Here is an 18,944-nt window from a genome sequence, read left to right on the forward strand (position 1 = left end):
CCACCTTCCGATCTAGGCCATCTCGACGAAGGCCGCTGTCATCGCCGCGGCCATCAGCCCACCGACCAGCTGGACGGCAGGCGGCGCCGGGGAGGTCCGGCGCCGGGAGAGCACGGGCCTCAGGCCGCGGCCGACCAGCAGGAGAGCGGCGGTACAGAACACGGCCGCGAGAGCGAGGCTCGACGCCCTGCTCCACAGCGGCACCGGGAACACGGGCCCCGTCGCCGCACCCGGTTCCGCCATCGCCATGCCCATGCCCGGCATCGCGGACATGCCGTCCGTCGCCCCGCCATCGGCCGCCCCTGCCGACGCCGCGGACAGCAGCACGGCCATCCAGACCATGGACCCCATCATCAGCGCGTGGTACCACGCGTTACCCGCAGGTCCGGCACAGAGAGCCGGCCCGCTCGGGCCAGTCACCGGGGACCGCGTGGCGAACAGGGCCTCCGCCACGAACCAGAGCGCCGCGGCCGTGAAGACCAGGACGTACGCCATGACCGGGACGCCGGCCCCCCAGCTCCACAGCATCGCGATCATGGCGACGCCCATGAGCGCGTGCAGACCCTCGTCCAGAACGGGGCGCCGCACCCCGCTCCGCCGGTGGGCGACCATCCGGTTGAGGTAGTAGCCGACCGCGACGGCGAACGCCGCGGACAGGACCCATCGCGGCACGTCCCCGGTCACCACTCCTGCGGCCCCTCTCCGTCTGGCCATGCCGCCGACCTAGTGGTCCGTACCGGCGTCCGCCCAGTTCCTGACCATGGCCCACGTCACACCTTCGGGCCCGGGAACCGGCCGCGGGCCGCGGGGAGCACAGAAGGGCGGGAAACCGAGCAGAATGTGAGCGTGCCCAGCAGGATTCTCATCATCGAGGATGACTCGACGATCGGGAACGTCCTCGAGTCCAGCCTGCGTAGCCACGGCCACCAGGTCTTCTGGGAGAGCACCGGCACCGCAGGCCTGGCGCGGGCCGCGTCGACCCCCGTGGACCTGGTCCTGCTCGACCTCGGCCTCCCCGACCTGGACGGGGTCGAGGTCTGCCGCCAGCTCCGGCGGGCCCAGCCCGGCAGCATTCTCGTCATCCTGACGGCTCGCTCGGCGGAGATGGACGTCGTGGTCGGACTCGAGGCGGGAGCCGACGACTACCTGGTCAAACCGGTCCGCCTGACCGAGCTGCACGCGCGCATCCGCGCCCACCTCCGCCGGAACGAGGGATCGACGGCGCGCGCCGTGCGGCCCATCGGCGACCTCGTCGTGGACGTCACCCGGCGCCGGGTCACCGTCGCCGGGCACGAGCTGCGGCTGCGCCCCAAGGAGTTCGACCTGCTGGCCCGCCTGGCCGCCCAGCCCGACGTGGCGCTGAGCCGGGAGACGCTGATGTCGGAGGTGTGGGACGAGCACTGGTACGGCTCCACCAAGACCCTCGACGTCCACGTCGCCGCACTCCGCCGGAAGATCGAGGAGATCGCCGCGGCGACGAAGGCCCGGGTTCCCGAGATCGTCACACTGCGGGGCCACGGCTACCGGCTGGAGCTCGACCCGCCCGAACCCCGCAACGCTGCCCGTTAGTGCGGCGGCGGGCGGGTTTCGCGGGTCACCAAGAGCGGGGCTCGGCCCGGGCGGGCCCAGGTCCGGCGAGATCGACGCGAGCGGTGCCACGGCCGCGCCCAGCCCGTACCACGTCGACCTCGTCCGCAGCTCCGAGTGCGTCTCCCCCCATGGGCTCCTGATCGGCGAGGGGCTCGGCGTGCGCAGGCGGCAGCAGCAGCGTGAACACGGGCGGCGCGCGCCGGGTGAGCTCCAGCCTGCCGTCCTCGGCCTCCGCGAGACGTCGCGCCAGCGCCAGCCCGATGCCGTGCCCGTCGCGCTGGTCGGCACGGCGGGCGAACAGGACGCCCTCCGGGTCGTGCACGCCCGCGCCTTCGTCGGAGACGTCGATCGCCACCACGTTGCTGGACTCGCGGACGGTCACCCCGACGGTGCCTGCCCCATGGGTCGTCGCGTTGTCCACGAGCACCGCGAGCACGTGCCGGATCGCCGCGGCGGATGCGCGGGGCCACGGCGTCCCCGGCTCGACGGTCAGGTTCAGGCCGCGGCCCAGCAGCTCCAGGCGCCCGCGCCACTCCGGCGACAGCTCGTCCAGCAGCACACCGAGGTCCACCGGGCCCCCGCGGGCGTCCCGGTTGCCGCGGGCGAGGTCCAGCAGCTCGTCGATGGTCGCCTCCAGGCGATCCGCGTCGACGAGACTCGCGACGATGGCCGGACGCGGATCCAGGCCCGGCTGTTCGAGGGCGGCCTCGAGCCGGAGCCGCAGGCCCGCGAGTGGGGTCCGCAGCTGGTGGGACACATCGGCGGAGAAGGCCTGCTCCCTGGCGAGCAGGTCGTCCAGGCGAACGGCGGTGGTGTTCAGCGCCGTACCGACCGCGTCGATCTCGCCGACCCCCCCTTGCCGGGTGCGCACGCTGAAGTCGCCCTCACCGAGCCGGCGCGCGGCCACGGCCAGCTCCTCCAGCGGCCGGGCCAGCCGTCGGGCCTGCCGGCGCCCGAGTAGCCAGGTGGCGGCGACGGCCAGCGCGGCGAGCGCGATCATCCCCGCCCACACCAGCGCCACCCACTGCAGGACGGCGCTGCGGGGCGCGGCGGCCCGGACCGCCCCGATGATGTCGTCCTCGTGCGTGACCGGCACCGCGACGACGAAGGAGCCGCTCTCGGTGCCCGCCCCCACGTCGCCCTGGAGGGCCTTCGCGACCTCCGGTTGCTCGGCGCCCGGCCCGACGCCGCCCAGCAGCGTGCCGTCGTCGTCGTACACCGCCACCTGGACCGGACCGGGCCCGTCGACCCCCTCGATCCGCTCGGAGTCGTACACGTCGCTTGCCACGGTGATCGCGACGGCGTCGGCGACGCGCTGCAGCTCGCTGCGCTCGCTCTGCGACGCGTACTGGAACACCCCTACGCCCAGCGGCACCCCGAAGAGCCCGATGGCCAGCACAGAGGCCCAGACTGCGAGCCCGACGATTCGAGTGCGCACGAGGGTGGTCTCCGTTCCGCAGCCGTCCCGGTCACCGCATCCGGCAGCACCTCAGCATGCGCCCGGCCACGGCGGGTGTCACGGGTGGGGCCGGACCTGCGCGGAGGCAGGGACTGCGGAACCGGCGACGGCGGGACCTCCGCCGAGCGTACCGCCCCCGAGTGGGTCAGAGCCGGTTGCGCTTGCGGCCGGTGACCTGGTTGTAGATGACGAGCACGACGACCGCGCCGATGATGGACCCGATCCAGCCGGCCGGCTGGAACCCGCGGATGCCCACGGTCAGCAGCCCGAAGATCAGCCCGCCCACCACCGAGCCGACGATCCCGAGCACGATGGTGCGCAGGAGGCCGATGTCATCCTTTCCGGGGACGAGCGCGCGAGCGATGAAGCCCGCGATCAGGCCGAACACGATCCAACCCACGATTGTCAAGATCATCTACTGTTCCCCGGTCCCTGAGCTGGATGCCTGTGCCGGCCGAGTCTAGTGCGGGAGACCACCGGCATCCCGGTCAGTTCATGCTCAGGGATGCGGCGCCGGCAGCGCCGATGGCGGCGAGCCTCAGATCGTCGTAACCGGACCACGTGGACAGCGTCAGCCGCTGTCCGGTCTGCGCGGCCGCGGGCCGGCGGGGAGCGACCTGGAACGTGCTGCTCTTGAAGACGGTGCCGAAGTCGCTGTGCACGACGTCGGGTGAGGTTCCCCGGTGCAGGCTCGTGATCGGACCGTCGGCCGTGCCGGCCGACAGGACCGCCCGCGTGCGGTGCAGCAGGAGGTCGAGGATCAGGTGCTGGCTCGAGCGTTCGGTGGGCAGGTGCGCCCGGACCGTCAGCAGCTCGGCACCGGCGGGAGCCGACGGATTGTCGTCCGCAGCCCATTCCATGACGATGAAACAGGATCCGGGGATCCTCCGGCACGAGGCCTGACCATGGCGGCCGCAGCAGCCATGGGCCACGCCGAGCGCTCTCAGCGCGAGATCTCCATCGATGAGGTCGAACACCGCCGAGCGGATGTCCATCGCGGTCCTCCAGTGCACTGTCGCCGTGGCGGCGTAACACTTTGCGCCGGTCGAGCCGATGTCCTGGACAGGCGGGCCGCTGCCCACCGGTGACTGTGGTCCCTGACGAGCCTCGACCGACATGCGTCGAAGTCGTTCCTGACCGTAGGCGGTCGGCCGCAATCGGAAGCCCAGGGGAATGCAAGACGACGGTAAACGGGCGAACCGAGTCGACAAATGGCGGCATCGGAGCCACCGGCAGCCGGTGCTGGGACCTCAGGTGCGGCGGCCGGGCAGCATCTCCTGCAGCTTCGTCTTCGCGCCCTGCACCACGAGGTGGACGGCGTCCGGGTCGCCCTTCAGCACCGCCTGCACCACCGACTCGGCCTGCTCGAACGAGGCGTGCGGCGGGATCGGTGGCACCTCCGGGTCGCAGTGCACGTCGAGCACGGCGGGCCGGTCGGCGGCCAGCGCCCGGTCCCAGGCCGGACCGAGCTCCTCCGGGGACGTCACGGTGATCCCCTCCAGGCCCACACCGCGAGCGAAGTCGGCGTAGGACACCTCGGGCAGCGTCTGGGACTCCTCGAACTTCGGTGCCCCGCCCATCGCCCGCAGCTCCCACGTGACCTGGTTGAGGTCATTGTTGTGCAGCACGCAGACGACCAGCCGCGGGTCCGACCAGCGGCCGGCATAGCGGGCGACGGTGAGCAGCTCGGCCATCCCGTTCATCTGCATGGCGCCGTCGCCGGTGAGCGCGATCGCCGGCCGGTCGGGGTGGGCGAACTTCGCCCCGATCGCGTACGGCACCGCAGGCCCCATCGTGGCCAGGGTGCCCGACAGCGAGGCGCGGACGTCACCGCGGATGCGCAGGTGTCGTGCGTACCAGTTGGCCACCGAACCGGAGTCGGCAGCCACGATCGCGTTCAGCGGGAGCCGCTCGGAGAGCTCCCACACGATCCGCATCGGGTTGACCGGCTTCGCGTCGAGCATCGCCTGGCGTTCCATCGTGCGCCACCAGCGTGCGACGTTCTCCTCGATCTTCTCCCGCCACGCCCGGTCGGTCGGACCGGACAGCAACGGCAGCAGCGCCTGCAGGCTGGTCCGCGCATCGCCGACCAGGTTCACCTCCGTGGGGTAGCGCATCCCGATCATCGCCCCGTCGATGTCGATGTGCACGGCCCTGGCCTTGCCGAACTCGGGGAGGAACTGGCTGTAGGGGAAGTTCGAGCCGACGATCAGCAGGGTGTCGCAGTCGCGCATCAGCTCGTAGCTCGGCCGGGTGCCGAGCAGCCCGATGGCTCCGGTGACGAACGGCAGGTCGTCGGACAGCACGTCCTTGCCGAGCAGCGCCTTGGCCACCCCGGCGCCCAGGATGTCGGCGACCTGCTCGACCTCCGCCGCCGCGCCACGGGCACCCTGGCCGACGAGGATCGCCACCCGCTGCCCGGCGTTGAGCACCTCGGCCGCCCGCAGCACCTCGGCCTCGTCGGGCACCAGCCTCGGCGCCACCAGGCCCGGCGGGCTCGACGGCACCTGCTTGAACGCGTGCGCCGGCGGCGTGTGGTCCTCGGTCTGCAGATCGCTGGGAATGATCAGGGCCGTGGGCGCCCGCCGGGTCAGCGCCGTGCGGATGGCCCTGTCGAGCGCGTTGGGCAGCTGCTCGGGCACATTGACCTCGACCAGATAGTCGCTCGCCACGTCCTTGAAGAGCGCCTGCAGGTCCACCTCCTGCTGGTACGCGCCGCCCATGGCACTGCGTTCCGTCTGCCCGACGATCGCGACCACCGGGACGTGGTCGAGCTTCGCGTCGTACAACCCGTTGAGCAGGTGGATCGCGCCGGGCCCCGAGGTCGCCGTGCACACGCCGACACGCCCGGAGAACTTCGCGTACCCCACCGCCTCGAACGCGGCCATCTCCTCGTGCCGCGCCTGGATGAACCGCGGACGGTCCCCGGCCCGTCCGAAGGCCGCGATGATGCCGTTGATCCCGTCACCGGGGTAGCCGAAGACCTGCTCGACCCCCCACTCCCGCAACCTCCGCAGGATGTGATCGCCCACCGACTCCGCCATTGGCACGCACCTCCGACCGGGTTCCTGCCCTGTCCCACTGGTGATCTCGTACCCGAACCCCTGATCCCGTACCCGGACACGGGCCTCCGACATCCCACCGGGCTTCGAGGCACACTCGACGGTCGTGTGAGGAGGTGCCGGTGGAGCGAGATGTCGACGACGTCGCGTCGGACGCGACCTGGGATCAGGAGGCCCGCAACGAGACGGCGACCGAGCGGCTGGACCGCAACTGGGGCGATCTCCTGCAGGAGCTCCGGGTGGTGCAGACGGGCGTGCAACTGCTCACCGGTCTGCTGCTCACGGTGCCGTTCCAGGCGCGCTTCGGCGACCTGACCGGTCCGCAGCGCGTGCTCTACCTGGTGGCGCTGTCCCTGTCGGCGGCGGCGACCGGCCTGCTGATCGCGCCCGTCGCGCTGCACCGCGCCCTGTTCCGCCAGCACGCGCGGGCGGCGCTGGTGGCGTGGGGCCAGCGTTTCGCCATCGGAGGGCTCGCCCTGCTGGGCCTGGCGGTCACAGGCGTGGTCGTGCTGATCTTCGACGTCGTGACCGGCTCGACACCGGCGATCGTCGCCGGTCTGGTGTGCGTCGCGGTGTTCGGGCTGCTCTGGGGGGCGATCCCGGCGCTTCAGCGCGCGAGGCTCTGAGCCCCTCCGGAGTGGTTCACCGCGGCAGGGGCGGGGTGACCGGGGTCAGTGACCCGCCGGGCAACCAGGGGTCGGTGGTGCGGTTGTCCATCTCACCCGCCCCGGTCGGCATCATCGAGATCTGCACCGACGCGAAGATCCGCGGCCCCGCCACCGCCGGGCCGGCGTCGCCGGGTGCCGTCCACGCCCGGAACCCGGCGGGCGACGCGAGCGGGGTCAGCCCCGCCGCACGCAGGTCGGCCAGGTAGCGCTGCGCCGACACGTCGAGCGGGTCGAAGTCCAGGGTGGTGACGGCGCCGGTCTGCCGGCCCAGCACGGCGTTCGTGGCGAGCCATGGAGCGGTGTACGTGCGGGCGACGCTCGACAGGCTCAGCGCCTCGTCGGTGAGCTTGCGCCCACCGACCTCCCAGCCCGCGACGACCAGCGCCGCGTCCGCCCGATCCAGCCGGTTGGCCACCGGCAGCCCGTTTCCGGCAGCAGCTTCCCGGACGACCGCAGCGGCCGCAGCCGACCGGCGCGACCCGTCGGTCACGAGGTACAGCGCCGGCACGTCACGGTCGCCGAGGAACCGCACGGTGGCCCGGAGCGTCGCGGCGTCCGCCTCGGAGAGTGCATCGGCCGGACAGGCGGCCGGGAGGTCAGCGGCGCCCCGCAGCAGCCGACCGACCACGGCGCTCAAGCACTCCGGTCCGTCCGGTCCCGTGAGTCCTGCCACGAGCGCCGGGGGTGCCGGATCGGGGCCGAGGTCGAGGCGCAGCGACACCTGCTCGCCACCCGCCTCCACCGTGAGGACGTCGGTGCCCGCAGGCAGGTCGACCACGGCCCAGCCGCCCGGTGCGCCGGGCCGTTCCTCGGCGCGCACACCGCCGACCAGCGCCCCGGCCATCCCGACATGGACGAGGTTGCGGCCCGGCCGCTGCGGGACGACCACCACCGGCGCGTCCTGATCCGCCAAGGCCACCGTCCGCAGGAGCGGACGGCCCGGCTCGGCGGGAGCCGGGGGCGGGGTCACCAGCATCAGCACCGAACCCGCGGTGAAGACCAGCCCCGCGGAGTAGGCCACGACCCGGCCGCCGACCGCACCGGGGCGGCACAGCCCCGTGCTGACCGCCACGAGCATGCCCAGCGCCTGGATCAGCACGAGCAGACCGGTCAGCGAGGTGGCCGTCACGGCGTCGAAACGCATCCCCTTGGCGACCGCCTCCAGCGCAGCGGCCGACACCGCCATGACGGCCGACACGGCGAAGACCAGGGTGACCCGCCGCACGACCGTGAAGCGGGCGCCACACGCGGGCGTGGCGACCAGCACCGCGGCGCCGAGCCAGGTGACCGCGGCCACCATGTGGACGGCGGCGAGCCCCACGTGCCAGTCGGTGTGCCCGATCGTCGCGTCGTAGGCCAGCGCGGCGGTGAGCAGCACGCCCCCCACCGCGGACGCGCTCCGGGCCCCACGCGCGAACAGCACCGCGATCACCGCGGCGCCGGCGGCCTGCGGCAGCGCGGCGAAGGCGCTGATGCCTCCGCCGACGCAGCGGATCACCAGCGCGACCACCGCCACGGCGGCGGCGCTCTGCACGAGGAGCATCGAGCTTCGCGAAGGTGGGGCGAGGAAACCCAGCGCCGCCGTGCCGGCCACCAACGCGCTGGACACCAGCGCCACGACACCGAGAACGGCGAGGAGGGGCCACGGCAGGAGGGTGTCCACCGCGTCGCGGGACCCACCGCCCGCGCCCCAACCGGTCTGCGCCCACGCGGGCCCGGCGAGCGCGAGGAGCAGCACCGGCGACACGAGGACGGGGAGGAGAAGCCGCGGAACGAACCGGCGGGCGCGATCCTCCCTCACGACGCGGATCATGGTGTCGTCACCGGATCGGTACGGCAGTCCGGGGAGTACCCGGAGGCGAGTGGCTCCTCGATGTTCGGAGTGTAGATCATCTTTGTGACGCCCTGATCCTCCCGGCCCTGCGAGCCGACCGGGTTGAGGCTGATGATGTTGCGCGGCTCACAGTAGCCACCGGTCACCGTCGCGTCGAGATCTTCGCGGACCCGGACGCGGTGCCGGTCGCCGGGTCCGACCGGGCCGGGGACCGAGAGGTCGCGGCCGGCTCGCGGGAGTTCCCGAGCGGGCGCGGCGACACCCGGCCGGGGCGCGATGCGACGAATGTGGGCCACGGGAGAGCTCCGGATCCTGAGCCGGACGCGATGCGTCCGGAGGGGTCGGGGACCGAATGCCGGGGATTCGGCCCGCGGGCCGCGGCGATCGGTCAGAGGACGGCGGAGGTCCCCGGACAGGACTGGTCGAAATCGTCCTGGCGACGGGTCGGCCAGAACCCCTCGAGGTCAATGATCGGCACGATCAGAACTATGGCGACGAACCGATCGGACGATCAAGCCATCCCAGTTCACTGTGTTACAGATCACTGTAACGGATCTTGCTTACCCATCGATCGTGAGCTATCGCAACGACCATGGGTCGGAGGCCACTGGTCCGCCTGGCCCACCACGTCGCGCCGACCGGCGCGACGCCCGGAAGCATGTCCGATAAAGCACGCTGCGCACGCCCGTCCGCTTTTGTGGCGTAGCGATTGAACGGTAATGACCGAACATTTGTCGGACATTGCCGGGCTGCCCGGCACTCCGCTGTCCCGACAATTGACGGTATGTCAGCGCGCAGCTCTCCGAGATTCGCATCACAGTTGCCGCGACCGCCGACCCGAAGAACTCAGGCCTGTATACGTTCGGCACGCAGACTTCGCGAAAGAATGGCGGTGAGACGGGTGATGGGTGGTTCTGCGCATACGCGTCGCCCCGCTTCCGGCACGGACGTGCTGTCCGTCATCCCCACCCTGCTGCTCGTTCGCCGCCGGTGTATCGACCTGCTGAAGGTCTGCACCTGTCGCTGTCGCGGCTGAGCCCGCCGACCGTCGCGCCGTCCGCGCGACCGTCGATGTGTCCCCCCTCCTCGTAAGCGGCCGCCGCCCCGCGCGCGGTCCGCCCTCTCGCGCCGAAAGGCGGCTTCGTATGCCCGGTCCAGCCCGTCGGATGCATCTCGGCCTCACGATCTGGCCCACCGGTTTCCACCCCGGAGCCTGGCGCCTGCCCGGCTCCCGGAGCGACGGGAACTCCAACCCGCGCCTGCTGCAGCAGGCCGCGCGGACCGCCGAGCGGGGCCGGTTCGACTTCTTCTTCATCGGCGACCGGGTGGTCGGGCTGACCACCTCCCAGTTCGCGGCACCCAACGAGGTCCTGCGGCCCGAGGCGTTGACCCTGGCCGCGAACATCGCGGGGATCACCGAGCACATCGGGCTGATCACCACGGTCAACACCACCTACTCCGAGCCCTACAACGTCGCCAGGGCGGCGGCCACGATCGACCACCTCAGCGGCGGCCGGGTCGGGCTCAACATCGTCACCGGCAAGAACGTCGAGGCGGCCCGCAACTTCGGGCGCGAGCAGCACTGGGACAACGCCCACCGCTACGACTGGGCCACCGAGTACATCCAGGTCCTGCAACTGCTGTGGGACAGCTGGGAGGACGACGCGCGCGTCGCCGATCCGGTGACCGGCCGCTTCGTCGACCCGGACCGGGTGCACACCATCGACTTCCACGGGAAGTTCTTCTCGGTCGACGGCCCGCTGAACGTCGAGCGGCCCGTGCAGGGGCAGATCCCGATCATCAACGCGGGTGCCTCCGAACGGTCCCGCGAGCTCGGCGCGCAGTACTCCGACCTGCGGTTCACCAACTCCTCGACCCTCGGCCTCGAGGGTGCCCGGCGGTACTACGACGACCTCAAGAGCCGGCTGCCCCGCTACGGGCGCTCGGTGTCCGACCAGCTCATCGTGCCCGGCGTCGCGGTGTACGTGGAGGAGTCCGGACGCGCGGCGCACGAGGCGTACGCGACGTTGCAGGCCCTGCTGGAGACCGGTCCCGTCCACCGGGCGCGGCTCTCCGAGGCACTCGGCGTCGCCGTCACGGATGCGGCTCCCGACGCTCCGATCGGGGAAGTCGCCGACCTCGCGCTGCTGTCCGACGAGGGACTCCGGATCGTCGGCTCGGCCCGTGAGCTCTACGGGCGCGAGCGCGTGACCGTGGCCGAGGTCAACGCCTCCTTCATCCGCGGGGGGTTGTTCAAGGAGGTCGTCGGGTCGCCGACGCAGGTCGCCGACGTGCTCGAGGAGTGGTTCTCCTCCGGCGCGGCCGACGGGTTCATGATCTTCCCGCCCACCGTGCCCCACGGGGTGGAGGCGTTCGTCGACCTCGTGGTCCCCGAACTGCAGCGCCGCGGTCTGCACCACCGCGACTACGCAGGCACGACCCTGCGCGAGCACTTCGGACTCCCCCGCCCGCCCAGCCGCTTCGCGACGGGCGTCGATGCCGGGGCGGTGGCCGGATGACGGAGTCCGAGGTTCCGGTGTTCGTCGGCGTCGCCGAGCTGGAGAAGTGGCTGCAGGACGCCCCGGAGCAGGTCCGCCTGCTGGAGATCCGCTACGACCAGAAGACCGGAGGGACCGGCGGCGCCGGTCACCTGCCCGGAGCGGTCACCGTCGACCTGGCCACGGAGCTGGCCCGGTCCGACGCCGATCCGGTCGAGGGGCGCCGTCCCCTGCCGGACCCCGCCGACCTGCAACGGTCCGCGCGGCGGTGGGGCCTGCGCAACGACTCGACCGTGGTCGTCTACGACACCCGCTCCGGGCTCTCCGCGGCCCGTGCCTGGTGGGTCCTGCGCTGGGCCGGACTGCAGCGGGTGAGCATTCTCGACGGCGGCCTGCAGGCCTGGACCGCCGCCGGCCATGAGCTCGACACGGAGGAGCCCGGCATCGAGCCCGGCGACGTGGAGCTGGGCTCGGGCGGGCTGCCCGAACTGGACGCCGACGCCGCTGCCGCCCTCGCCGCCCGCGGGCTGCTCGTCGACGCCCGGGACGCCCAGGCGTACCGGGAGGGACACATCCCCGGGGCCCGCAACGTCCCCTCCCAGGGTGTGCTGGGCGCGGCCGGGACGCTGGCCGACGCGGACGAGGTGCGCGCGCACTACGGGCTCGCGGCAGCAGATGCGGCGGTCCCCGGGCTCTCCTGCGGCGGCGGGGTGGCCGGCGCCTTCGCCGTCGCCGCTCTCGCCCACGCCGGTGTGACCGCGCCCCTCTACGTCGGGTCGTTCTCCGCCTGGAGCGCGGATCCCGACCGGCCGGTCGCCACGGGAGCCGAGCCGGGAACCGGCGAGGAGGCACCGTGACCGAGAGCCTCTCGCTACGCACCGCCCGGGGCGCGCACCGCGCGGGACCCGTGCCCGGCGACGACGACACCCGGCAGCCGTCCGACGCCGGGAGCGCGCTGCTGGAGCAGGACCAGCGGGAGGCGAACCGCTTCCGGCGCACCGTGCTGGTCGGACGCATCGCCGTGGCGGTCGTCGTGCTCGGCGCCTGGCAGCTCGCCTCGGGCCGGCTCGTGTCGGAGTTCTTCGTCTCCTCCCCCAGCGAGATCGTCGGCAGGCTCGTGCAGCTCGTCGGCACGGGCCAGCTGTGGCCGCATCTGACCCAGACGCTCATCGAGGTGGGGGCCGGGCTGCTCATCGGCGTGCCGCTCGGGGTGGCGCTCGGCGTGGCGCTCGGCATGTCCGCCCTGCTCAGTGGCTGGCTGCTGCCCTACGTGATGGCTCTCTACAGCCTGCCGCGCGTGGCACTGGCGCCGCTGTTCATCGTCTGGTTCGGGATCGGGCTGCTCTCGAAGATCACGATGGTCGTCACGATGGTGCTGTTCGTGATCTTCTACAACGTCTACCAGGGCGTCCGGAACATCGACCAGGACCTCTTCGACGTCGCGCGCTCGTTCCGGGCGAACCGCTGGCAGACCGTGCGCTGGATCATGCTGCCGTCGCTGGTCCCCTGGCTGGTCACCGCGCTGCGGCTCTCCATCGGTATCGCGCTCATCGGCGCCGTCATCGCCGAGCTGATCGCCGCGAGCTCCGGGCTCGGCTACTACATCAAGCTCTCGTCCAACCTGCTCGACGTCACCGGGGTCTTCGCAGGCCTCGCCGTCATCACCGCCGTGGCGATCGTGCTGGACCAGGCACTGGGATACGTGGAGCGCCGGGTCATGCGGCACCACCCCGAGAAGCAGCACTGAGAACACCACCGAGACGAGGACCCGACCCATGACCCATCCCCTTCGCCGACCGTGGCGGTGGGCCGGCGCCCTGGTGCTCACGGCCCTGCTCGTCGCCGGCTGCTCCGCCGAGCCCGGGCCCCCGACGATCCGCGTCGGCCTCGTCTGCGGCGGGGTGGGCCTGGCCGCGCTCGCCATCGACTCCGGCGGCCTCCCGGACGGGCTGCAGGCGCAGAAGATCTGCTTCGACAGCGGTTCCGACGCCGTCCAGGCGCTGGTCGGCGGCAGCATCGACGCCTTCGTCGGCGCGGGGGAACACGTCGTCGACAACCGCGCCAAGGGCCTCGACGTGAAGGGCTACGCGGTCGTGAGCGAGGCGCCGCCGTACTCCCTGGTCAGCGCGGCCGGCTCCGGAGTGCACGGCGTGGGCGACCTCGCCGGGAAGTCCGTGGCCGTCACCGCGCCGGGGAGCCTCTCGGACACCGAACTGCAGAAGGCGACGGCCGAGGCGGGCGTCCCGTACTCCGGGCTGCGCGTCGTGGGCGCGGGCACCGGCGCGACCATGCAGGCCGCGATCGGGAAGGGCGGCGCGGCGGCGGGCATGGTCAGCGACCCGCTGCTCACCACGATGCTGCAGTCCGGCGCGTTCACCCTCACCTGGAAGCCGGACTTCCGCTACATCGCGCTGGCGGTGATCGCGAAGCCGAGCTGGGTGAACGACAACAAGCCCGCGATGCAGGCGTTCCTGCAGGCCCTGCGCGCCACGCAGGACAAGGCGAACGCCGATCTCCCGAGTGTGCTCGGCGCCGCGAAGCAGCAGGCCCCGACCCTGGACCCGACGACCCTGCGCACCGTCGTCGCGGCGACGATCGCCCAGGCCCCGCCGAAGCTGACCATCGACGACGGCCCGTACCGCGACACCACCCAGGTGCTCACGCAGGTCGGGCAGGTCCAGCCGGACAAGGTCCCGTCGTTCACCGACGCGTTCGACTTCAGCCTGCTGGGCCCGCAGTGACCCCGAAGGTCGCGGTCCGCGACCTCCGCGTCGCCTACCGCACGCGGACGGGGCGGCATCTCGCACTCGACGGGGCCGACCTGAGCATCGGCCACGGCGAGTTCGTCGCCCTGGTGGGGCCCAGCGGATGCGGCAAGTCGACGCTGCTCAAGGTGGTCGCCGGGCTCGTCGAGCGGTCCGGCGGCGACGCGCTCATCGACGGGAAACCGATCGACGGCCCCTCCGCCGGGGTCGGGATGCTCTTCCAGAACGACGCCCTGCTCCCCTGGCGCACCGTGCACGAGAACATCCGCCTGCCGCTGCAGGTGGCCGGCGGGAACCGCGCCGAGCAGGACGTCCGGATCCGCGACCTGATCACCACGGTCGGCCTCGACGGGTTCGCCGACTACCTGCCCCGCCAGCTCTCCGGCGGGATGCGCAAGCGCGTGGCGCTGGCGCGCACCCTCGCCGCGGACCCGGACCTCTTCCTCATGGACGAGCCCTTCGGCCCGCTCGACGCCCTGACGCGCCGCCGGATCGGAGCGGAGTTCCTGTCACTGTGGGAGACGCTGGGAACGAGCGTGCTCTTCGTGACCCACGACGTCGACGAGGCCATCACGCTGGCCGACCGCGTCGTGGTGATGAGCCCGGCGCCCGGACGGGTGCTCACCGAGTTCCCGGTGCCGCTTCACCGGCCGCGCGACGTGCGCGAGCTGCGCTTCACCCCGTCCTTCCGCGACCTGCACGATGCGATCTCCGACGCGCTCGTCGCGCCGTCGGAGATCGCGTGACGGTGGGCCGACCCGTCACCAGGTGACGGGCACCTCCGTCACCCCGCCGGTGAGCCGGTCGGCACGGACCACCAGGTCGTCGACCTCCACGGCGAGCCGCAGCCCGGGGAACCGGCGGAACAGCGCGGAGAAGACGGCCGTGAGCTCGGTGCGCGCGAGGCTCGCACCGATGCAGAAGTGCGGGCCGTGGCCGAACGACAGGTGCGGGTTGGGGCTGCGGGCCGGGTCGAACTCCGTGGCCTCGGCGAACGCCGAGGGGTCCCGGTTCGCCGCTGCGGTGGACAGCAGGACCGCGTCGCCGCGGGCGATCGTGACGCCGCCGATCTCGATGTCCTCGTGGGCGTACCGGAGCAGGCCGAGCCCGCCGGGGGCCGAGAGCCGGAGGATCTCCTCGATGGTGCGCTGCGCCTGACCTTCCGGGTCGGCGGCGAAGGCGTCGCGCCGGTCGAGGTCGGACAGCAGCAGGAGCACGCCGAGGTCGATACGGCCCACGGTGGTCTCGTGCCCGGCGAACAGCAGCCCGGCCGACAGCCTGGCCAGCATCTCGTCGGTGAAACGAGGATCGGCCTGCTGGGCCCGCACCAGGTCGGAGACGACGTCCTCGCCGGGGTTCGCGCGCTTGGCCTCGGCGAGCCCGCCCATGTAGCGCTCGAACTCCGCCATGGCCTCGGCGGCGTCGGTGCCGCCGTCCAGCCGGCCGACCCGGTCGGACAGGCCGTGGAAGTACTCGCGGTCATCGAACGGCACACCGAGCAGCTCGCAGATCACCAGTACCGGAAGCGGGAAGGACAGCGTGGCGTGCAGGTCGACCGGCCGCTCCGGGTCGGCCGCCCTGGCCGCCTCCATCGCGTCGAGGCAGCCGTCGACGAGATCCCGCACGTGGCCGGCGAGCAGGCGCATCCGCTTGGCCGAGAAGGCCGGGACCAGCAGGGCACGCATCCTGGCGTGGTCGGCCTGCTCGGTCTCGTAGTCGCCCGAGGGGCCGCTCAGGATGGCGGCGTCGGACACGGTGGCGGCCTCGCTCGGGTTGGGGTGCGAGCGGCCCAGCCGCGAGTCACCGAAGAGCGCGCGCGCCTCCTCGTACCGCGTGACCAGCCAGGCCGGGTCGCCGGCGGGCGTCCGCACCTTCGTGATCGGCGCCTCGGCCCGCAAGACGGCGTAGAGCGGCGCGACATCGAGCACGTTCGGCCGGTCGAAGGGCAGCTGCGGCGCAAGTTCGGTGCTGGTCATCGGACATCCTCCTCGGGTGGCGGGGCTGGGGCGGCGGCTGTCGTTGCGGCAGGGGCCGCTCGGGCGCTCACGGTGGCGAGCCAGTGCTCCTCGGCGTGGCTGCGACGGAGCAGCTCGTCGAGCACGAGTGCGCTCCAGACGTCGTCCGGTGCCGTCCCCACGGAGCGGGCCAGTGCCTGGACCCGGTCGCGACGCGCGAGGATCGCCCGCCGCCGCGCGTCGAGAACGCCGACCCGCTCGACGGGGGTCAGCAGCGCGAAGTGCCCGACCCGGGAGAGGAACTCCGCCTCGTCGGCGGCCAGCTCGTCGGGGAGCTCGGCCAGCATGTCGTGCAGAAGCTCCCGGCCGACCTCGGTGATGGCGTAGACGTGCCGCGCCGGGGCGCCCTGCCGGTCCACCGCCGTGCGCGTCACGGCGCCGGCGTCGTAGAACCGCCGCAGCGCCGGGTACAGCGAGTTGTTCGACAGCGCGTACCCGCTGCTCTGCTCGACCCTGCGGCGCAGCTCGTAGCCGTGAGCGGGCTGCGCGGTCAGGTTCGCCAGCAGAAGCAGGTCGACCCACACCTAGGTCACGTTAACCTATTTGATTGTCTCTACCCACTGCAGAAATCGCGAAAAACGGTCGCAAAGGACGTATCGGTCGCGGCGATTCCCCCGGAGAGGTGGGCCGCGTCTCCGAGAGGGAGATACCGTGATTCAGACAGCTGACTTACAGGCCGCAGACCGATGTCCGGAGGCTTCGTGACCGTCGACGGCCGAGCCGAGGACGCGCGGCAGTCCGCCCCCGACCGGGGCGCCGCGACCCGCGACCTGATCCTCGACGCCGCCGAACGCCTCTTCGCCGAGCGCGGCCTGCTGGCCACGTCCAACAGGCAGATCGGCGAAGCGGCGGGCCAGGGCAACAACTCCGTGGTCGGCTACCACTTCGGCGGCCGCTCCGAGCTCGTGCTGGCTGTTCTTCGACGGCACACCGCCGCGGTCGAGCGGCTGCGCGGAGGCCTGCTGGCCGAACTCCGTCCCGAGTCCCCGCTGCGCGACCGGGTCGAGTGCATGGTCCGGCCACTCCCCGCCCACCTCGCGACGCTCGGCGGGCGGACCTGGCATGCGCGGTTCCTCGCCCAGGCCGGCACCGAGCCGTCGCTGCGCGAGGTGGTGCGGGCCGACGCGGAGGCGTCGCCCACCGTGGGCCAGGCACTCGACGGGATGGTCCGGCTGCTCCCCGCCCTGCCCCCGGGAGTGCGCGCCGATCGCGCCGAGATGAGCCGCCAGCTCGTCGTGCACATGTGCGCCGAGCGCGAGCGGTCGTTGCACGACGGGAACGCACCTGCCCGACAGGCGTGGGAGTCCACCACGGCCGGGCTCATCGACGCGCTGGTCGGGCTCTGGCTGGCTCCGGTCACGCCCACCGCCTGCCCCGACCCCGCCTGGCGAAACACGCCCGGCGGCAGCGGGGTGAAGTGAAACACAAGGAGGGAGGCGGCACCGGCGATCGGGTCCGCGGCTGACGGCGGCCGGGTGACCGGGAAACGGCGGGCTACCAGGGGCCTGTCGGCCGGTCGGCGGTGCTCGCACCGGGACCGATCGGATGAGTTGCGTCCGCTTGGAACTCAATCGTCCGTACGGATGTTTAAAGTCCGACTGATACCCTTCCTGGCGTGAACGCATCGGGGCCACTCGATGAGGGTGTGAAGGAACGCGCCGATTCCCGGCGTAAGCGGTTGCGATTGCTCGCAGCCACCCGTACCGCGGTCGCCGAGCAGGGTCTCGCCGTGGCCGCCGCAGACATCGCCGAACGCGCGGAAGTCGGGATCGGCACGCTCTACCGGCGCTTCGGCTCGAAAGACGCGCTGATCGAACTGGTCCTGCTCGACTCCATCGGCGTGGTGTCCACCGCGGCCCAGCGTGCGCTCGACCACGAGGACCCGGTCTCGGGCCTGACCACCTTGCTCTCCGTGCTGGCAGAGGGACAGGTCGGCAACCGCGGCCTGCGCGAGTGCACGACGGGCGTCGGCGGGGAGCGGTCGGAGAGCATCCGGGAACACACCCGCACGCTGCGCGGTGCGCTGGAGAAGCTGGTGCAGCGCGCCCAGAGCTCCGGAGCGATCCGGGACGACGTCACCTGGCGTGACGTGGCCGTCCTCGCGGAAGCAGCCGCCACCTCCGGCAACTACCTCGGGATCGCGCCCGAGGCGGAGCAGTGGCGTCGCACCCTGGCCGTGATCATGGACGGGCTGCGGCCACCCGGCTCGGCTCCGCTGCCCGGCCGCCCCCCGGTGGACGCCGTCACGCCTGCCGGCTGAGTGCCCGACGGCCGTCTCTTTGTCGTCGCGTTTCCCCGGCATTGCGCAGGCCTTGTGTACGTGGAGACGGACGACGACCGCGGCCAAATCCTCACGTCTTCGGGGGATGTCCGACGTCGTGCGGGCCAGGACGCTGCTCTCGTTCGCGTCGCCCAGCAACGGACGGTTGATCTTCATGTGTTCCCACAGCCTGGACGTGCTCCTCTTCGTCTTCCATGACGCCCGCCGCGCTGCCGCGGTGCTGGAGAGGGCCGCAGGCCTCCCGGAGATGCGCCACGTCGCCGTCGTCGCGCGTTCCGCCGACGGCGAGATCCGCGTGGAGGCCCGGCAGAAGACCGGCGAGCGCCAGACCGTGCTGAGGCAGGTGATCGATGCACTCGGCAGCCCCCTGCGCCGGCTCTCACCCTTCGGCACCGACGGCGCCACGGCCGGCCCTCCCCTGACCTTGCCCGACACCGGCCCCGGCCTCGCCGCGTTCGCCCGCCTCATCCAGCCCGGTCACCCCGTGCTGCTCGTCGCGAGCTGCACCGGCCTCACCTCCACGATGGACGAGATCGCCGAGCACCTCGGCGCCGCCGTCTACCGGGTGCCGCTCCACATGGTCGGAGCCCAGCCGCTCACCCGGATCCCCTCGACCCCCTGGACCGCCTGACCCGTCCGCAAACCGGGCGGCTCGCCGCCCCCCGAACGTCCTCGCAGACCAACCGTGCTCCTCGCAGAGCCCACAGCGTCTGCGACGAACCCACACGCCCTGCGAAGACCCCGCGCCGGCTGCGCGGGGCGGCCGCAGGCG

Annotated in this window: 19 protein-coding genes; 10 read left to right on the top strand and 9 right to left on the bottom strand. The window is 72.4% G+C overall.

From position 1 onward, the window contains the following. Window positions 1–12 precede the first annotated feature (12 nt). Window positions 13–714 carry a DUF5134 domain-containing protein gene (locus tag HF577_RS12730; protein WP_169396017.1) on the bottom strand — a complete coding sequence of 234 codons (702 nt, stop codon included), beginning with the start codon at window positions 712–714 and terminating at the stop codon, window positions 13–15. Window positions 715–846: 132 nt separating this feature from the next. Here HF577_RS12730 and HF577_RS12735 point away from each other — a divergent pair, with 132 nt between their 5' ends. Further along, entirely contained in the window at window positions 847–1,569 is a 723-nt protein-coding gene (locus HF577_RS12735; protein ID WP_169396018.1) for a response regulator transcription factor, read from the top strand. A 25-nt stretch (window positions 1,570–1,594) separates the two neighbouring features. On the opposite strand, the gene HF577_RS12740 is transcribed toward HF577_RS12735, so the two are convergent. From HF577_RS12740 to HF577_RS12755, 4 genes are all read right to left on the bottom strand, one after another. Beyond that, window positions 1,595–3,028 (bottom strand): HAMP domain-containing sensor histidine kinase, encoded by a 1,434-nt coding sequence (locus HF577_RS12740; RefSeq protein WP_169396019.1) that lies wholly within the window; start codon window positions 3,026–3,028, stop codon window positions 1,595–1,597. A 166-nt stretch (window positions 3,029–3,194) separates the two neighbouring features. Continuing rightward, complete coding sequence (locus HF577_RS12745; protein WP_169396020.1) at window positions 3,195–3,464, bottom strand: GlsB/YeaQ/YmgE family stress response membrane protein; 270 nt, start codon at window positions 3,462–3,464, stop codon at window positions 3,195–3,197. A gap of 73 nt (window positions 3,465–3,537) precedes the next feature. Beyond that, the gene (locus tag HF577_RS12750) at window positions 3,538–4,044 is read right to left on the bottom strand and encodes a hypothetical protein (RefSeq protein WP_211174187.1); all 507 of its coding nucleotides are present in this window, start codon (window positions 4,042–4,044) and stop codon (window positions 3,538–3,540) included. Between the two features lie 255 nt (window positions 4,045–4,299). Further along, window positions 4,300–6,093: a thiamine pyrophosphate-requiring protein gene (locus HF577_RS12755; protein WP_169396022.1), complete on the bottom strand. Its 1,794-nt coding sequence runs from the start codon at window positions 6,091–6,093 to the stop codon at window positions 4,300–4,302. 140 nt (window positions 6,094–6,233) lie between these two features. On the opposite strand from HF577_RS12755, the gene HF577_RS12760 reads away from it, so the two are divergent. Then, window positions 6,234–6,737, top strand: a complete 504-nt coding sequence (locus HF577_RS12760) for a DUF6328 family protein (RefSeq protein ID WP_169396023.1) — start codon at window positions 6,234–6,236, stop codon at window positions 6,735–6,737. Window positions 6,738–6,753: 16 nt separating this feature from the next. Here the strand turns inward: HF577_RS12760 and HF577_RS12765 are convergent, their stop codons facing one another. Further along, window positions 6,754–8,580 (bottom strand): hypothetical protein, encoded by a 1,827-nt coding sequence (locus HF577_RS12765; protein WP_169396024.1) that lies wholly within the window; start codon window positions 8,578–8,580, stop codon window positions 6,754–6,756. A gap of 8 nt (window positions 8,581–8,588) precedes the next feature. Then, window positions 8,589–8,909 (bottom strand): hypothetical protein, encoded by a 321-nt coding sequence (locus tag HF577_RS12770; RefSeq protein ID WP_169396025.1) that lies wholly within the window; start codon window positions 8,907–8,909, stop codon window positions 8,589–8,591. A gap of 849 nt (window positions 8,910–9,758) precedes the next feature. On the opposite strand from HF577_RS12770, the gene HF577_RS12775 reads away from it, so the two are divergent. Genes HF577_RS12775 through HF577_RS12795 form a run of 5 tightly spaced genes read left to right on the top strand, consistent with a single transcriptional unit; the run spans window position 9,759 to window position 14,622 of the window. Beyond that, on the top strand, window positions 9,759–11,132 hold the full coding sequence (locus HF577_RS12775; RefSeq protein WP_169396026.1) for an NtaA/DmoA family FMN-dependent monooxygenase: 1,374 nt from the start codon (window positions 9,759–9,761) through the stop codon (window positions 11,130–11,132). Then, window positions 11,129–11,968, top strand: coding sequence for a sulfurtransferase (locus HF577_RS12780; protein ID WP_169396027.1), 840 nt, complete (start codon window positions 11,129–11,131; stop codon window positions 11,966–11,968). The genes HF577_RS12775 and HF577_RS12780 overlap by 4 nt, the downstream gene beginning before the upstream one ends. Further along, window positions 11,965–12,858 (top strand): ABC transporter permease, encoded by an 894-nt coding sequence (locus HF577_RS39710; protein WP_211174188.1) that lies wholly within the window; start codon window positions 11,965–11,967, stop codon window positions 12,856–12,858. Before HF577_RS12780 ends, HF577_RS39710 begins: the two co-directional genes overlap by 4 nt. Window positions 12,859–12,886: 28 nt before the next feature. Beyond that, complete coding sequence (locus tag HF577_RS12790) at window positions 12,887–13,852, top strand: ABC transporter substrate-binding protein (RefSeq protein WP_169396028.1); 966 nt, start codon at window positions 12,887–12,889, stop codon at window positions 13,850–13,852. Continuing rightward, window positions 13,849–14,622 carry an ABC transporter ATP-binding protein gene (locus HF577_RS12795; protein WP_169396029.1) on the top strand — a complete coding sequence of 258 codons (774 nt, stop codon included), beginning with the start codon at window positions 13,849–13,851 and terminating at the stop codon, window positions 14,620–14,622. The genes HF577_RS12790 and HF577_RS12795 overlap by 4 nt, the downstream gene beginning before the upstream one ends. Window positions 14,623–14,637: 15 nt before the next feature. Here the strand turns inward: HF577_RS12795 and HF577_RS12800 are convergent, their stop codons facing one another. Continuing rightward, entirely contained in the window at window positions 14,638–15,852 is a 1,215-nt protein-coding gene (locus HF577_RS12800; RefSeq protein ID WP_169396030.1) for a cytochrome P450, read from the bottom strand. Next, window positions 15,849–16,415 (bottom strand): PadR family transcriptional regulator, encoded by a 567-nt coding sequence (locus HF577_RS12805; protein WP_169396031.1) that lies wholly within the window; start codon window positions 16,413–16,415, stop codon window positions 15,849–15,851. Before HF577_RS12805 ends, HF577_RS12800 begins: the two co-directional genes overlap by 4 nt. Window positions 16,416–16,592: 177 nt before the next feature. Here HF577_RS12805 and HF577_RS12810 point away from each other — a divergent pair, with 177 nt between their 5' ends. From HF577_RS12810 to HF577_RS12820, 3 genes are all read left to right on the top strand, one after another. Then, on the top strand, window positions 16,593–17,312 hold the full coding sequence (locus HF577_RS12810; protein ID WP_312859104.1) for a TetR/AcrR family transcriptional regulator: 720 nt from the start codon (window positions 16,593–16,595) through the stop codon (window positions 17,310–17,312). 194 nt (window positions 17,313–17,506) lie between these two features. Further along, window positions 17,507–18,151: a TetR/AcrR family transcriptional regulator gene (locus HF577_RS12815; protein ID WP_169396033.1), complete on the top strand. Its 645-nt coding sequence runs from the start codon at window positions 17,507–17,509 to the stop codon at window positions 18,149–18,151. Between the two features lie 106 nt (window positions 18,152–18,257). Next, window positions 18,258–18,803 (top strand): hypothetical protein, encoded by a 546-nt coding sequence (locus HF577_RS12820; RefSeq protein WP_169396034.1) that lies wholly within the window; start codon window positions 18,258–18,260, stop codon window positions 18,801–18,803. The last annotated feature ends 141 nt before the right edge of the window (window positions 18,804–18,944 follow it).

This window comes from Pseudonocardia xinjiangensis (assembly GCF_012911925.1).
GTDB classification, from domain to species: domain Bacteria; phylum Actinomycetota; class Actinomycetes; order Mycobacteriales; family Pseudonocardiaceae; genus Pseudonocardia; species Pseudonocardia xinjiangensis.

What these genes read in the sequence shown, in the direction of transcription:
- HF577_RS12730 (WP_169396017.1), bottom strand. Translation starts at nt 714, where the DNA reads ATGGCCAGACGGAGAGGGGCCGCAGGAGTGGTGACCGGGGACGTGCCG.
- HF577_RS12745 (WP_169396020.1), bottom strand. Translation starts at nt 3,464, where the DNA reads ATGATCTTGACAATCGTGGGTTGGATCGTGTTCGGCCTGATCGCGGGC.
- HF577_RS12750 (WP_211174187.1), bottom strand. Translation starts at nt 4,044, where the DNA reads ATGGACATCCGCTCGGCGGTGTTCGACCTCATCGATGGAGATCTCGCG.
- HF577_RS12755 (WP_169396022.1), bottom strand. Translation starts at nt 6,093, where the DNA reads ATGGCGGAGTCGGTGGGCGATCACATCCTGCGGAGGTTGCGGGAGTGG.
- HF577_RS12775 (WP_169396026.1), top strand. Translation starts at nt 9,759, where the DNA reads ATGCCCGGTCCAGCCCGTCGGATGCATCTCGGCCTCACGATCTGGCCC.
- HF577_RS12780 (WP_169396027.1), top strand. Translation starts at nt 11,129, where the DNA reads ATGACGGAGTCCGAGGTTCCGGTGTTCGTCGGCGTCGCCGAGCTGGAG.
- HF577_RS12790 (WP_169396028.1), top strand. Translation starts at nt 12,887, where the DNA reads ATGACCCATCCCCTTCGCCGACCGTGGCGGTGGGCCGGCGCCCTGGTG.
- HF577_RS12800 (WP_169396030.1), bottom strand. Translation starts at nt 15,852, where the DNA reads ATGACCAGCACCGAACTTGCGCCGCAGCTGCCCTTCGACCGGCCGAAC.
- HF577_RS12820 (WP_169396034.1), top strand. Translation starts at nt 18,258, where the DNA reads ATGTCCGACGTCGTGCGGGCCAGGACGCTGCTCTCGTTCGCGTCGCCC.